The 14,645-nt window shown below is 70.2% G+C and carries 13 protein-coding genes; 5 read left to right on the forward strand and 8 right to left on the reverse strand.

The window, feature by feature from the left end:
- Nucleotides 1-103 precede the first annotated feature (103 nt).
- The 5 genes from VGB24_RS04535 to VGB24_RS04555 form a co-directional block, all read right to left on the reverse strand.
- Complete coding sequence (locus tag VGB24_RS04535; RefSeq protein ID WP_331071773.1) at nt 104-2,044, reverse strand: phage tail sheath family protein; 1,941 nt, start codon at nt 2,042-2,044, stop codon at nt 104-106.
- A gap of 19 nt (nt 2,045-2,063) precedes the next feature.
- On the reverse strand, nt 2,064-2,987 hold the full coding sequence (locus tag VGB24_RS04540) for a hypothetical protein (RefSeq protein ID WP_331071774.1): 924 nt from the start codon (nt 2,985-2,987) through the stop codon (nt 2,064-2,066).
- Nucleotides 2,984-3,577 carry a DUF4255 domain-containing protein gene (locus tag VGB24_RS04545; RefSeq protein WP_331071775.1) on the reverse strand — a complete coding sequence of 198 codons (594 nt, stop codon included), beginning with the start codon at nt 3,575-3,577 and terminating at the stop codon, nt 2,984-2,986. The genes VGB24_RS04540 and VGB24_RS04545 overlap by 4 nt, the downstream gene beginning before the upstream one ends.
- The gene (locus tag VGB24_RS04550) at nt 3,574-3,894 is read right to left on the reverse strand and encodes a hypothetical protein (RefSeq protein ID WP_331071776.1); all 321 of its coding nucleotides are present in this window, start codon (nt 3,892-3,894) and stop codon (nt 3,574-3,576) included. The genes VGB24_RS04545 and VGB24_RS04550 overlap by 4 nt, the downstream gene beginning before the upstream one ends.
- 372 nt (nt 3,895-4,266) lie before the next feature.
- Complete coding sequence (locus VGB24_RS04555) at nt 4,267-4,983, reverse strand: response regulator transcription factor (protein ID WP_331071777.1); 717 nt, start codon at nt 4,981-4,983, stop codon at nt 4,267-4,269.
- Nucleotides 4,984-5,391: 408 nt separating this feature from the next.
- Between VGB24_RS04555 and VGB24_RS04560 the strand changes: the two genes are divergently transcribed.
- From VGB24_RS04560 to VGB24_RS04575, 4 genes are all read left to right on the forward strand, one after another.
- Nucleotides 5,392-6,024, forward strand: a complete 633-nt coding sequence (locus VGB24_RS04560) for a L,D-transpeptidase (protein WP_331071778.1) — start codon at nt 5,392-5,394, stop codon at nt 6,022-6,024.
- 163 nt (nt 6,025-6,187) lie between these two features.
- Nucleotides 6,188-7,867, forward strand: coding sequence for an acyl-CoA mutase large subunit family protein (locus VGB24_RS04565; protein WP_331071779.1), 1,680 nt, complete (start codon nt 6,188-6,190; stop codon nt 7,865-7,867).
- 22 nt (nt 7,868-7,889) lie between these two features.
- The gene (locus VGB24_RS04570) at nt 7,890-8,990 is read left to right on the forward strand and encodes an AAA family ATPase (RefSeq protein WP_331071780.1); all 1,101 of its coding nucleotides are present in this window, start codon (nt 7,890-7,892) and stop codon (nt 8,988-8,990) included.
- Between the two features lie 44 nt (nt 8,991-9,034).
- Nucleotides 9,035-9,652 carry a DUF3226 domain-containing protein gene (locus VGB24_RS04575; protein ID WP_331071781.1) on the forward strand — a complete coding sequence of 206 codons (618 nt, stop codon included), beginning with the start codon at nt 9,035-9,037 and terminating at the stop codon, nt 9,650-9,652.
- 97 nt (nt 9,653-9,749) lie between these two features.
- Here VGB24_RS04575 and VGB24_RS04580 read toward each other — a convergent pair whose 3' ends face one another.
- From VGB24_RS04580 to VGB24_RS04590, 3 genes are all read right to left on the reverse strand, one after another.
- A complete protein-coding gene (locus VGB24_RS04580) occupies nt 9,750-11,387 on the reverse strand; it encodes a M56 family metallopeptidase (RefSeq protein ID WP_331071782.1) in 1,638 nt (545 codons plus the stop codon).
- A complete protein-coding gene (locus VGB24_RS04585; RefSeq protein ID WP_331071783.1) occupies nt 11,384-11,758 on the reverse strand; it encodes a BlaI/MecI/CopY family transcriptional regulator in 375 nt (124 codons plus the stop codon). Before VGB24_RS04585 ends, VGB24_RS04580 begins: the two co-directional genes overlap by 4 nt.
- Nucleotides 11,759-12,639: 881 nt before the next feature.
- Nucleotides 12,640-13,947, reverse strand: coding sequence for an RNA polymerase sigma factor (locus VGB24_RS04590; protein ID WP_331071784.1), 1,308 nt, complete (start codon nt 13,945-13,947; stop codon nt 12,640-12,642).
- A gap of 154 nt (nt 13,948-14,101) precedes the next feature.
- On the opposite strand from VGB24_RS04590, the gene VGB24_RS04595 reads away from it, so the two are divergent.
- Nucleotides 14,102-14,470, forward strand: a complete 369-nt coding sequence (locus VGB24_RS04595) for a phage holin family protein (RefSeq protein WP_331071785.1) — start codon at nt 14,102-14,104, stop codon at nt 14,468-14,470.
- Nucleotides 14,471-14,645: the final 175 nt, after the last annotated feature.

A 14,645-nucleotide genomic window follows, 5' to 3' on the forward strand; every position in this document is an offset into this window, starting at 1 on the left:
GGGGAAAAGAAGTGCGTTAGTGCGTTAGTGCGTTAGTGCGTCAGTGCGTGAGTATCGCGACGGGGCCGGGTTCTTCCGCACTCACGCACTCACGCACTGCGGTTCACTGCTTCGCGTCGCTCGTCCACTGGCCGATGCGGAAGATCACGAACTCCGCGGGGCGCAGCGGGGCCACGCCCACCAGGCAGATCAGCCGTCCGTTGTCCAGGTCGTTCTGCGTCATGGTGGTGCGGTCGCACTTGACGAAGTACGCCGACTCCGGCTTTTCGCCCAGCAGGTGGCCCTGCTTCCACTCGTTGAAGAGAAAGTCCTCGACGGTGCGGCGAACGTTGGCCCACAGCGAGTCGCCGTTGTTCTCGAACACCACCCACTGGGTGCCGCGTTCGATGGAGCGCTCCAGGTAGGCGAAGTAGCGGCGCAGGTTCACGTACTTCCACTCGGGGTCGCTGCTGGCCGTGCGCGCCCCCCACAGCCGGTTGCCCCGCCCCTCGAAGAAGCGGAAGCAGTTGACGCCCTCGGGGTTCAGAACGTCCTGCTGCGCCTTGTTCAGGGTGACCTCGAAGCCCAGCGCCCCGCGCACCACCTCGTTGGCCGGCGCCTTGTGAACGCCGCGCTCCACGTCGTTGCGGGCGTAGATGCCAGAGACGAAGCCGCTGGGCGGAAGCACGATCTCCTGGTTGGTCACCGGGTCCATCACCCGCACCCACGGGTAGTACAGCGCCGCCCAGGCCGAATCCAGCTGCGCCCGCTGCGCGCGCACGTCGCCGATGCTGAAGTCCTGCCCCGCGTCGAGCACGGCGATGCGGTAGCGCATGCGCTCGGCGTGCGAGACCAGCGCGTTGGAGACGGCCTGCGCGACCTCCTCGTTCCCCGCCGCCGAGTAGCCGGGCGCGGCCACGATGGAGATGTCGGGGATGTCTTCCAGCGCCACCAGCCCCGTCTTCAGCAGGCCGTCGTTCAGCACGCGGCCTTCGTAGTCGTCGGCGGTGGGGCGATTGCCGTCGCTGCCGTCCTCCAGCGACACCTCGAAGCCGCGGCCGCGCAGGGCGAAGACGTTGCCCGGCTCGGGGGCCGCGCCCTGCTCGCCCAGCCGCGTCTCCAGCTCGGTGATCAGCGCGCCGGCGATGTTGGTGCCGTCGGTCAGGCTGCCGAACTCCATCAGGATGGGGGTGCGCAGCTCGGTGGTGCGGCTGGCGAGGGCGGGAGCGAACACGGTGCCCAGCGACTGCCGCGCATCCGGCGTAAAGCCCAGGTTCTCGAAGGTGTCGCGGCGCAGCACGTTGCCCAGCCGGTCCACGAACGTCACCTCCACCGCCATCGACAGCGGGTACACGCGGTCCACGCCCACCGTGGTGTTCTCCATGTCCAGCTGGCCGCCGCCCTGCAGGTTCAGCCGCCAGCTGTTGCGGCCCAGGGTGGGGTTGAACAGGCGCTCGGCCCGGGCCAGCGTTCCCGCCCGCGGGTCGGCGTCGATGGGGCTGCTGGCGTCGGCCACCCACACGACGTCGTCGGGGTTCACCCCGCGGAGCACGTTGTAGACGGCCACCTGGTCGTCGCTCACCCGCTCGCGCTGCTCGGCCAGCACGTTGCCGCCCACGCGCAGGGTGAACGACACCCGCGCCTGGCCGGCCCGCCCCGGAAAACGCGCGCGGACGGTGACCCCGCCGAAGGAAGGGGCGCTGGCGCGCCCGCCCGACTCCAGCAACGCCAGCTCGTCGGTGTCCTCGGTGTCAGCCTCGGGAAGGCCGTACACCCGCGACACGTACAGGCGCTTGCCGCCGTTGTCGAAGAAGTTGCGGACGCCGTGGGCCAGGTAGTTGTGCTCGCGCTCGCCCTCGGGGTCGTCGGCGAAGTCCAGGCGGTCCAGCCCGCCGAAGATGCGCTCGAACTCGGCGAAGCTGGTCACCAGCTCCGGCAGGCCGCCCACCGGTCCGTACCGCGCGGCACCCACGAATCCCGCGGTGCTGGTGCTTACGCCCTCGATGCTCTTTGCGCGAAAGCTCGTTTCCTCGACGTATACGCCGGGGGCCAGGTATTCGGGCATCTTCCAGTCTCCTTGGGGTTTACGGGGGTGACGCGCCGGCCGAGATCCAGACGGTGGAGGCGCGCTCCCCGCCGGCCAGGGTGGTGCGGAGCACGAGCTCTCGCCCGTGCACCAGGGTATCCGTCCACTCCGCCACCGGCTCCTGGTCCTCGTCGGTCCAGGTGTCCGCGGCGCCTTGCTCGTCCAGGATGCTCTTCAGGCTGGGGCGGGCCACCCACGCCGGGTTCAGCCCGTCGCGCTCGGCGAACAGGTAGCGCAGGGCACCCGGCTGCCAGCGTACGGAAAACTCCACCGGCCAGGTGGCCGCGCGCGTGTCCACCGGGGGCGAGCCCTGCCGCAGCCGCTCGGGGGTGGGAAAGGGCACCAGCAGCAGCGCCCGCCCGTCCTGGCCGGCGATGGCGGTCCTCGTTTCGCCGGCCACCGTGGCCGTCAGCACCGCCCAGGCGGCGGGCTCGCCGGTGGCCGCGTCGGCGAAGTCGGCGCGGATCGCTGCCAGCCCGGGGGGAACGGCGCGCCCGGCGGCGGGAAAGAGGTACGCCCTGCCCGCGGCCCGCGGGGGGCTCGCCTGCGGCGGGCTGGCGACGCCTCCGGACAGGAACTCGCCGCGGTAGCCCAGCGGCAGCGTCACCCCGAAGGCCACGGGCAGGTAGCGTCCCGACGGATCGTCCACCGCCACCGCGTACTCCCTCGGCACGCCGACGGACTCGGGGTGCTCCTCGTCCGCCGCCGGACGCTCGGCCGCGGCCTGCCCGGGAAGGCCGTGAAAGGCGTACACGCCGCCCGTCGACCGCACGGCCCTCACCGGCGGGTGGGCGGTGCCCCGCAGCCAGGCGTGCACCGAAAGCGGCTCGGCCACGGGCTGGTCCAGCGCGGCGTCCCAGAAGCGGATGCCCAGCGGCGTAAAGGTGCGGTCGCGCTCCAGCACGCGGATGGTGGCGCTCATGCCACCACCAGCTGCCCGGGCCCGAACACGCGCTCCTGCACGGGGACGAACGGCCCCTCGGTGCGCGACGACTCGATCTCCAGCGTGCGGGCCACGTAGGGCACCGAAAGCTGGTACGCGTGGCCGACGACGGTTTCCCAGATCCGGAAGGTGTCCTCGACGCTCAGGTCGGTATGCGAAAGGGTCACCGTCTCGCCCGGCTGAAAGACGCCGGGCCGCGGCGCGTTCAGCAGGTCGCCGGAAAGCACGGCGGCGTCTTCCAGCACCCTCATCATCCAGCCGGCGATTTCGTGCTGAAGCGACGCCTTGCGCGCCCAGGCGGTGGCCATGAAGTGAAGGTCCAGCGGCAGCTTGGTGCGCTGCCTGCGCCCGTCCGGCAGCAGCCGTCCCTGCGGCGCCCGCGACGAGGCGCTGGGATAGATGCGGTACAGGAACAGCGAAACGCCCTGTTCCATGGGGTGCGTGAAGTCGTCGGACACGTAGACCTGAAAGTCCAGCACGGCCCCGTTGAAGTCTGCCGGGTCGTACGCGGCGCGGAGCACGCGGACGATGGCCTCGAGCGTGCTGGCGATGGCGGCCGGAGCGCTCACGGCGCCTCGGCGGGTGCGCCGCGCAGCGCCGCCAGCAGCGACGCCCGCGAAAGCTCGCCCAGCGGGGTGCGGTGCGGGCGCAGCTCGTACAGCACCGCCCGGCGCGCGTCGGCGGCCAGGGCTAGGATGCGGGAGCGGGGAGCGCGCTGGAGCATGGACAGGGGCACCGCGTCGTTCTCGGGGTCGGTTTGGGAAAGCACCACCACGTCCGCCGGCTCGGGGCCGTCGACCACCCGCACTTCGGGGTCGCTTGCCAGCAGCGAGTGGATCAGGCCGTGAAGCACGGGAGGCTGCACCAGCAGGGCGACCCTGATCAAGCAGGCTGTCCGCGAAAGGGTGGCAGGGGGCCCGGCGGCGACCGGCTTTCATGATGAGCGTCGTGCCGCGCCGGGCCTATGGGGCTTTGGGTCCTCTCCGCGGTCCCCCCGCGGCCCGGATCGCCACGCCCCTTGACCCGGCTTCGTGCCCCGTCGCGCCGCGCGAGGACTCCAGCGGTTCCGCGCCTGTCCAACCTTCGCGGAGTGGATCGAAGGATTCAGCTCGCGATGAACCTCCCGGATCGTGCCCCCCTGGTTCCTGCCTTCCTCCAACTCCGCCTCGGGTCACGCGGACGGGGCTGCATCGATCGAACGAAAAAGCCCGCACCGGAGCGGTGCGGGCTTCTGGGTGGAGAGACGAAGAGCGGAGTGCTACACGCCGGCGTGCGTGCCGCGAAGGAGCGCGCCGGCTTCGCCCCGGCTGCGCACCTCCAGCTTTTCCAGGATGCTGTGCACGTGGTTCTTTACGGTGGCCAGCTGCAGCCCCAGCACCCGGGCGATGTGCTTGTTGGAGCAGCCGCGCGCCAGCAGCTCGCCCACCTCGGCCTCGCGCGGCGTGAGCTGCCCGGCGTGCCCCGGGGGCGCCGCCACCCGCCCCTGCCGCGCCAGCAGGGCCAGCCGCGCGGAAAGCAGTGCCGCCGTGCGCGCGGAGCACAGCAGCTCGCCGCGGGCCGCGCGCAGCACCGCCTGCACCACGTCGTCGGCCGATGCGTCGCGCCCCACCCATCCCACCACCCCCGCCTCGGCCCAGGCCAGCAGCTGGTCGTCGTGCGCGTCGTCCACCGCGAACGCCACCACGCGCGTGCCGGGCGCTGCCCGGGGCATCTGCTGCACCAGCCCCAGCGCACCATCCATCGAAACGTCCAGCAGCAGCAGGTCGGGCTCCAGCCGCGCGATCTCGCGCAGGGTCGCGCAGCCATCCGCGGTCACCGCCACCACCTCCGTGGCCGTCCCCAGCGTGTGGGCAAGGCCGTCGCGGACCAGCCGCACCGACGCGGCCACCATGACCCGCACGGGTGACGGCGCCTCAGGAGCGGTCTCGGGTGCCGCCCCGTGACCGGAGGGCAGGCCTGCGACGGGGTGGATCATGGAGCGGTTCTGGAGTGTGGCGGATGTGGAATGCGCGATCGTGGCGGGTGCCCGCGCCTCACGGACGGCGCCCGGCCGGGTGATACGCGGGTTGCTGGCTGCCGGCCATGGTTCCTGCCGACCCTGGTTCGTGGGTGCACGAAAGGCGCCAAATGGGAGGAATTGGCCATGGCCGACGTTCAAGTCGAGCAGACGCAATCACTTCTGCCCAACTGCCACACGATGGATGCCGCCCGGCGGTGGGTACACCCGCGCCCCGTGTGGGGCGCGCGCTCCCCAGCATGGGGGTGCCGACCGCATTCCGATGTGACGCAGCCCGCCGCTCGGTCGTCCCTGGCATGATCCTGGCGCGGAGTGCGTACCTGAATGGGTGATCCTAATCCCTTGCCAGCGAACGGAATCGGGCGGATGAAGACAAACAAGTGGTTGGTCGCGCTGGCGCTGTTGGCGCCGGCGCTGGCCCCGGAGAGCGGGAGGGCGCAGATGGCCCTGTCGCGCGACAGCGGGCTGATCGTATCGTCCGTCGAGGCGGCCATCGCGCGGCCGGCGCGCCGGATGGAGAACTTCTCGGTGGTGGTGGACGTGTCCGACCGCGTGCTGTACGTGATGAGCGGCCAGCGCGTGGTCCGCAGCTACCCGGTGTCCGTCGGCGAGGCGGGGTACGACACGCCCACCGGGCAGTTCACCATCCGCCGGATGATCTGGAACCCCGACTGGCGCCCGCCCGCCTCGGCGTGGGCGCGCGACAAGAAGTACGAGGCGCCCGGATCTCCGGGGAACCCCATGGGGCGCGTGAAGATGTTCTTCCGCGAGCCCGACTTCTACATCCACGGGACGGGCCTCACGAGCTCGCTGGGCAACGCGCGGTCGCACGGGTGCATCCGCATGCGCAACATCGACGCGGTGGAGCTCGCGCGGCTGGTGATGGTGAACGGCGGCGATCCCAAGAACGACGCCTGGTTCCAGGAAACCGTCGCCAAGACGGACAACATGCGGCCGGTGACGCTCCCGACGCCCGTGGCCTTCCGCGTCCGCGAGTAACCGCACGGTTTCAGGTTCGACCGAGAGCCGGGGAGTGGCATGGGTGCCGCTCCCCGGATTCTTTTGTGCATCCCGACCCCGTCGTGCCTTGGAGCGCGAAGGGCATTATGTTGTGCGCCGTCACTCACGCACTCACGCACTAACGCACTCACGCACTGCCGTCATGAGCGATACCCCGGCCCCTCCCAATATCGGCGAAGACTCCGGCGACGTCGGCGGCAAGGCGGCGTGGACGGAGCGCGCCGTCACCCCGGCGCTGGGCAGGCATCCGGAGCGGCGCGAGCAGTTCCAGACCACCAGCGGGGTGGAGGTGGACCGCCTCTACACGCCCGACGACGTGGCGGGGCTGGACCACGACTGCGACCTGGGGTACCCGGGCGAGTTTCCGTTCACCCGCGGCATTCAGCCCACCATGTACCGGGGCCGCTTCTGGACCATGCGCCAGTACGCGGGCTTCGGCACGGCGGAAGAGACGAACACGCGCTTCAAGCTGCTGCTGGAGGCGGGGCAGACGGGGCTCTCCACCGCCTTCGACCTGCCCACGCAGATGGGGTACGACAGCGACCACGGCATGTCCGCGGGCGAGGTGGGGCGCGTGGGCGTGGCCATCGACACGGTCGACGACATGCGCACCCTGCTGGACGGCATTCCGCTGGACCGCGTGTCGACGTCCATGACCATCAACGCCACCGCGTCCATCCTGCTGGCGTTCTACGTGGCCGTGGCCGACGAGCGCGGCATCGACCGGTCCACGCTGTCGGGCACCATCCAGAACGACATCCTCAAGGAGTACATCGCCCGGGGAACGTACATCTTTCCCGTGGAGCCCTCGCTGCGGCTGATCACCGACATCTTCGGGTTCTGCAACGCCCAGGTGCCGCGCTGGAACACCATCTCCATCAGCGGCTACCACATCCGCGAGGCGGGCGCCACGGCGGCGCAGGAGGTGGCGTTCACCTTCGCCAACGCCATGGAGTACGTGAAGCGCGCGCTGGCCGCGGGGCTGCCCATCGAGCGGTTCGCGCCGCGGCTGTCGTTCTTCTTCGCCTCGCACAACGACCTGTTCGAGGAAGTGGCCAAGTTCCGCGCCGCCCGCCGATTGTACGCCCGGCTGATGCGCGAGCGCTGGGGCGCCAACGACGAAGGCGCCAAGCTGCGCTTCCACACGCAGACCGGCGGGGTGACGCTGCAGGCGCAGCAGCCGCTGAACAACGTCGTCCGCGTGACGGTGCAGGCCCTGGCCGCGGCGCTGGGGGGCACGCAGTCGCTGCACACCAACGGCTACGACGAGGCGCTGTCGCTTCCCACGGCACAGGCGGCCACGCTGGCGCTGCGCACGCAGCAGGTGCTGGCGTACGAGTCGGGCATCGCCGACACGGTGGATCCACTGGCCGGCTCGTACTTCGTGGAGTCGCTGACCGACGCGCTGGAAGCCAAGGCGCGCGAGTACCTGGACCGCATCGAGGAGATCGGCGGCGCGTCCGAGGCCATCGCGTACATGCAGGAGGAGATTCACCGTGCGGCGTACGAGTTCCAGATCGCGGTGGAGCGGGGCGACAAGACCATCGTGGGCGTCAACAAGTTCAAGGGGCAGGACGAGCCGTTCGACCTGGGCCAGCCCGACTTCTCCGCGCTGGAAAAGGGGCAGCGCGCCCGCTTGGCCGACATCCGCGCCCGCCGCGACGACGCCGAGGTGCGCGCCCGGCTGGAGGCCATCCGCGGCGCGGCCCGCGGCACCGACAACCTGATGCCGCTCATCATCGACGCCGTGAAGGCCATGGTGACCCTCGGCGAAATCAGCGACGCCCTCCGCGCCGAGTGGGGCGTGTACCGACCGGCCTGAACGCGACCGACCAGGACTCCGTATGAGCGACGAGCTTCCGCTGCAGAGCTTCGAGGTCCACGGCTACCGGGGCATTCGACATCTGACGCTCCCCAGGTTGGGGCACGTCAACCTTTTCGTGGGCCTGAACAACGCGGGAAAGACATCGCTCCTGGAAGCCGTCCACCTGTACACCAGCAAGACGCCGCGGGTGGTGCTCGCCAGCATCCTGCGGGAACGGTCGGGATTCCGGCCGCGTTTCTCCAGCGATCTTGAGGTCACGGCCGAACAGGTAACCGCGGCACTGGATTCGGCGCGATCACTGTTCTACGGCAGCTTTGCGGGAAGTGCCGCCGATCCCATCAGGATCGGGCCGGCTGGTGCCGATGGAAACGCGCTGACGATCTGGCTGCCGTGGGTGAGGACGAACAGCGCGGGCGAAACGGGGGATGCGCTAGATCTGGAGCTTTTCATCGAGCCCGACTCGCCCTTGATCCAGATGAGCCGTGGTGAGAACACGGCTTCGTTTTCGGTGGATTGGTTTCTACGCCGTTTCGGCGTGATGATCACGGGAGTCAAGCAGCGCACCTCGCACATTCCGGCGCATGGGCTCGACGCAGCGCGCCTGAGCGAGATGTGGGACCAGGCTGTAGAGGCCGGGTACGCGCCGGAGGTAGAACAGGCCATCCGATCCGTCGTTCCCGAGCTGGAGCGGATCTATCTGGTCGGTGAAGCCGCGGCGGGCGGGCGATCCCTGTACCTGCAACTCCAGGGCACGCCACGCCCGATGCCGCTGACGAGCATGGGCGATGGGACGACGCGCGTCTTTGGCATCGCGCTCTCCTGCGTTCGCGCGCGGGGCGGGGCGCTGCTCGTGGATGAGGTGGAGAACGGCCTCCATCACAGCATCCAGCCCGATGTCTGGGAATCCGTCATCGGCCTGGCCGAAAGGCTATCGGTACAGGTGTTCGCGACGACGCACAGTTGGGACGCCGTCGTGGGGTTTCAGCATGCCGCGACGAACAGTCCCTCGCAGGGCATGCTGTACCGCTTGGAGCGCGAGCCGGATGGGCGCATCTATGCCGAGCAGTACACGGAGAAGGACGTGGCCGTGGCGGCCAGGGCGCAGGTCGAGGTGCGCTGATGGGTGCGCGATCTCGGCCGCCGCGCCGTTCACGCCTGATCTGGGTGGAAGGAAAGGACGACAGCGCCGTAGTCCAGAGCCTTTGCGAGAAGCACTATGTGCCTGAAGCCTTCAAGGTGCTGAGCAAGGATGGTGTCGATGAACTGCTCGGAACGTTCTACACGGAGTTGAGGGCCTCCGGCGTAGACCGGTTTGGCGTCGTTGTCGACGCAAATGGAAACGCGCAGGCACGCTGGGATTCGATTCGGCACACGCTGGAGGCAGAAGGATACCGGGAGGTCCCACATCGACCGGCGCCGGACGGCATCATCCTTCCCGCGAGCGAGCACCGTCCGGTCTTCGGCGCGTGGATCATGCCCGACAACGGCTCGCCCGGGGCGCTGGAAGATTTCGCCGCCGCGCTCGTTCCCGCGGATGACTGGTTGTGGAGGAGGGCGCGGGAGGTAGTAGACGGGATTCCAGCCGAGTACCGGCGTTTTCCCGAGGTGCGCAGGTCCAAGGCTCACATCCACACGTGGCTGGCCTGGCAGGAGTACCCGGGCTCGCCCATGGGCCAGGCGATCGGCAAGGGCGACCTGGATGCGCACGCACCCGCTGCGGGCCGGTTCGTCGCCTGGCTCCGGCGGCTGATGCTGGACGATCCGGATGCTGGACCGGAATAGGCCCTGCCCAGGATACTGAGCGCCCGGTGCGCCCAGTACGCACACGGCCCCGGCGCGAGACATCGCGCCGGGGCCGTGTCGTTGATGCGGGCTACGGTTACTGCGTCCTGGCGGCGCGCTTCGTGGTCACGCGGATCACGCCGTGCGCCGCGCGGGGATCGCTGTACGCGCGGACCGCGGCGTCGCCCTTCAGCACGTCGATGCTCTCGATGGTGTGCGGATCCAGGGTGTTCATGGCGCTCGCGGGTGTTTCCACCCCATCGACCAGGAGCAGCCCCTCGAACGAGCCCGTTCCCCGCACCGTGACCTGCTGCGTCACCCCGCTGGTCGCACGGGTGGTTTCGAGGGTGGTGTTCTGGCCGCGAATGCGAACCCTCGTGCCCTCGGGAGCCGCGGTGCCGTCGGCCGCCGGCGTGCCGGTGGAAACCCGGGTGCCCGTGGTGGTGGTGACGACGCTCGGCACAAGGTCGTTGACGAGAATCCGTGTGGGCCCGCCGGCTTCCGCCGTGGTCTGGTACCGCGTACGCCGGCCGGACGAGTCGGCGGGGGTGACGACGGTGAAGATCTCGATCTTTCGCGACGGGGTCGACGTGCCCGAGGCCGCCATCGCGGCGCGGGTCACCTCGATCCGCTCGATCCGATCGCCGCCCAGCGCACGGGCCTCCTCGGCCGTCACCTGCTTGCCGTCGACGACGTAGGTGGTGCTTCCACCACTCGCGAGCGCCAGCTCGCCAGCGCGCGCCTCCACGTCGGCGACGTCCATCGTTTCGATCTCGGCACTGGTGGGCAGCGGCGTTTCGCACGCGCTGGCCAGGGCTGCGGTGGCGAGCACGCCGAACAGGCTGGCGCGCAGGCGGGCGTGGCGGGGAAGTCTCATGGTCATGGCGCGAAGTCTCCGTTCCAGGATGGAGGGCGATCCGGCGAGCGCCGGCGCACCCATGGACAGCCCGGGCCCCCGCCCGGCGATGTCGATCAGCACCGCTCCGTATTCCTGCGGTCGCACCCCGTGCCGCAGCACGCGGGCGTCGCAGTCCAGCTCCACGGCGGCGCGAAGCCTCCGCAGCATCCACCACGCGGCGGGGTTCCAGGCCATAACCGCCGCGGCCACGCATCCCACCAGCAGCACCAGCGGGTCGCGGGCGCGCACGTGCTCGCGCTCGTGGATGACCACCAGCCGCTGTTCCTGGGGCGAGGCCCCCAGTAGCCATGCGGGCACCACCACCTCGGGCCTGCGGATGCCGAGCACCGCCGGCCCCACGCCGGGCGCCACCCTCACCCGCTCGCCCGAAAGCTCCGCGACGGGCCACCCGCGCCGCGCCCGGCGCGCCCGGAGCAGCGTCGCCCCGGTGATCGCCAGCATCAGCGACGACAGGGCGATCCACCCAAGCGCCAGGCCGGCACCTGCCTGCCCGCCGAGCGCCGCCGCCGCATCCAGCCCGCGGTCCAGCTCTACCCGCAGCGTTCGCAGCGATTCGGACACTCGCGCCGCCAGCCCCTCGGCGGCCGGGATCTCCCGTGCGGCGGCGACGCTGGGCGATTCCGTGGCGTGAAGGACAACGGGCGGGCGGCTGCGCAGGGGCGCGGCGGCCGTGATCGCCACGGTGCCCAGCAGGGCACCCAGCCACAGGAAGCGCACGGCCAGCCCGCGCAGCCGGAACACCTCTTCCAGCGTCCAGGCGGCGGCCGCGAGCAGCAGGCTCACCAGCAGCGCGTACAGCATCCACGAGGCGATCATGATTCGTCCTCCAGCCGCTGGGCCAGCAGGCGGCGCATGCGTTCCAGCTCTTCGCGCCCGAGCTTTCCGTCGGATACGAACTGGGCGAACATCCGCTCCGCCGAGCCCTGGAACACGGCGTCGCGGATGCGGGCCATCGCGCTGCGGCCGGCCGTCTCGGGCTCGACGGTGGGGAAGTAGCGGTAGGCGCGCCCCTCGGCCTCGTGGCGCACGAACCCCTTCTCCTCCAGCGTCTGCAGCGCCGAAAGCACCGACGTGTAGGCCAGCTCTTCGCCCAGTCCCTCACGCACCTCGCTCACCGTCCCCGAGCCGCTGCGCCAGAGGATGCTCATCACATCCAGCTCGCGCGGGGTAAAGCTGATTTCGTCCATGGTCGTCTGTTGTTACGGGTTCTTCCGTAGATTAATCGTGCCGCTCGCGTTTGTCAACTGCTTTTTCCGTAGATGGCCTGTCGAGCGGTTGCGCAGATGAGTGGACGCACGGGTTGGCAGGTGAGCGGAGGAGCAGGCAGGCGCCCTCCAAGAGCGGGCAAACCCGCCGCTTGGACAGCGGAAGGCCCCGCCTCGGGCCGCTGCCCGCGTCCCGCTCGCGGCTTCACCTGCATCCCTCGCCGCGCCTGCCAAAGAGCACCTGTCATCCCGAAGGAGCGGCCCCGGCGAACTTGCCCGAACACCACGGATCGCAGCGACTGAGGGATCCGCCACACAGCGTGCCGCAGTCTCTTGAGCGTCGGAGGCAGCGAGACGGTTCCTCCATTCTGCTCCGCGAATGGCAACGCATGACGGAGCGTCTGCCCAGGGCAGGTGCGCAGACCAGATGGATTCGGCGCAAACCATGGAGTGGTGCGTCGCGCGGGGTGTGTGGCGGATCCCCCAGTCGCTGCGGACTACAGTTCAGGGGCAGGTTCGGCGTGGGCGCTCCATCGGGATGACATCCAGGCGTGCCGCGGCCGTTCGGCGGCGGATGGGGCGGGGGAATCCACGCGGCTGCTGCCGAAGTCCAATCGAATTCTCCCCCTCCCCTGCACAGCGGGGGATGGGGGCCGGGGGGAGGGGGCTCCCAAGGCATGCGAGGCGGCCAGTCGAACCGCGAGCCCTTACTCCTCTCTCCCGCGCTGTTGTGGGGGAGAGGTCGGGAGCGGGGGCTGCCGCGGAAGCGCCGAGCCCGATCGAACCCGACCAAAGTCCCCCCTCTCCGCACGCAGTTTGTGCGGGGAGGGGCCGGGGGAGGGGCATCCCTGGGGAGCGCCAATTCAGCCCGTTTCGCGCGCCGCAGCCGCCTTGTCCGGGGCGTCCGCCGCCGCCGCGGACTGGCGGGCGCGGTCCTGCAGCAGCCGGCGCTCGCGCGCGTTCTGCGTGAGCGACGCCGCGCGCTCGAACTCCGCCCGGGCCTCGTCGTGCCGCCCCAGCTTGGCCAGGAGGTCGCCGCGGACGCTGGGCAGCAGGTGGTAGGCCTTCAGCGACGGCTCGGCGACGAGCTGGTCGGCGATCTGCAGCCCCGCCGCGGGGCCGAACGCCATCCCCACCGCCACCGCGCGGTTCAGCTCCACCACGGGCGAGGGCTGCTGCTGGGCGAGCGCGGCATAGAGCGCGGCGATCCGCGGCCAGTTCGTTTCGTCCGCGGTGCGGGCGCGCGCGTGGCAGGCGGCGATGGCGGCCTGCAGCGCATACGGCCCCAGCGCGCCGCCCAGCTCCTCGGCGCGTCGCAGCGCCTGGAGCCCGCGGCCGATCAGCAGGCGGTCCCACCGGGCGCGGTCCTGGTCCATCAGCAAAACCGGCTCGCCGGTGGGGCCGGTGCGCGCCCGCAGCCGCGAGGCCTGGATCTCCATCAGCGCCACTAGCCCGTGCACCTCCGGCTCGTTGGGAACCAGCCCGGCCAGGATGCGGCCCAGGCGCAGGGCGTCTTCGCACAGGGCCGGACGCATCCAGTCGTCGCCGGCGGTGGCGGAGTATCCCTCGTTGAAGACCAGGTACACCACCCCCAGCACCGACGACAGGCGCCCGGCGAGCTCGTCCCCTCGGGGCACCTCGAAGGGCACGCGCGCCTCGGCCAGCGTCTTCTTCGCGCGGACGATGCGCTGCGCCACGGTCGGGACGGGCACCAGGAAGGCGCGCGCGATCTCTTCGGTGCTCAACCCGCCCAGCATGCGCAGGGTGAGCGCGACGCGCGCCTCGGTCGCGAGAACGGGGTGGCAGCAGGTGAAGATCAGGCGCAGCAGGTCGTCGCCGACGGGATCGTCGAGGGCGGCGTCCAGGCTGGCCACCACGTCGTCCGCCCGCGAATCGTGCTCGTAGCCCAGCTCCTGGTGCTTGCGCTCCAGGAGCTTGTCGCGGCGAAAGTGGTCGATGGCGCGGCGCTTGGCGGCCGCCATCAGCCAGGCACCGGGTTTGTCGGGGACGCCGGTCTCCGGCCACTTCTCCAGGGCGGCGACGAGCGCGTCCTGCGCCAGGTCTTCGGCCAGGCCCACGTCGCGCACCATGCGCGCGAGCCCCGCGATGAGCTTGGCCGATTCGATTCTCCAGACCGCCTCGACCGCGCGGTGTGCGTTGGATGCCGTCATGGCCCCGATTAGACCGGATTCGCCGTTTGCGCGCAAGCCCGGAACGTGGCGGGCCTTTCCCTTGGGCCGGCGCCGCTGACACATTATCCCTCCGCGGCGCGTAGTCCGCCCAGCATCCACGCACTCGCATCTCTCCCGCACCTCACGGACACCCATGAAGCTCATCCTGCGCTGGCTCGCGTCCGCCGCCGCGGTCGGCCTGGCGGTTTACCTGCTTCCCGGCCTGGACTACGACGGCCGCATCGAAACGCTGTTCGTCGTTGCGCTTCTGCTGGGACTGGTGAACGCCATCGTGCGGCCGATCGTCAAGATGCTGGCGTGCGGCATCATCGTGCTGACGCTGGGGCTGGCGCTGCTGGTGATCAACGCGGTGATGCTGTACCTGACGACCTTCATCGCGGGGCACCTGGGATACGGCTTCCACATCGACAGCTTCCTGGACGCCATCATCGGCTCGGTAGTCATCAGCCTCGCGACCTGGCTGCTGTCGATGTTCATCAACGACGACGACAAGCGCCGCTGACTGATCAGTGCGTTAGTGCGTGAGTGCGTGAGTGCGTTAGGGAAGCTCTGCACAGGTGGCTGAGCCCCCCTTTTCGAGCTTTGTGGAAAAGTTTTTGAACTCACGAGGCCAAAAGCGGCCTCTACAAGCTCTTTTTGCCGTGTTCAGGCGCCGTTTTGCGGCTCCTGGACACACT

This window comes from Longimicrobium sp., from assembly GCF_036399935.1.
Lineage (GTDB): Bacteria > Gemmatimonadota > Gemmatimonadetes > Longimicrobiales > Longimicrobiaceae > Longimicrobium.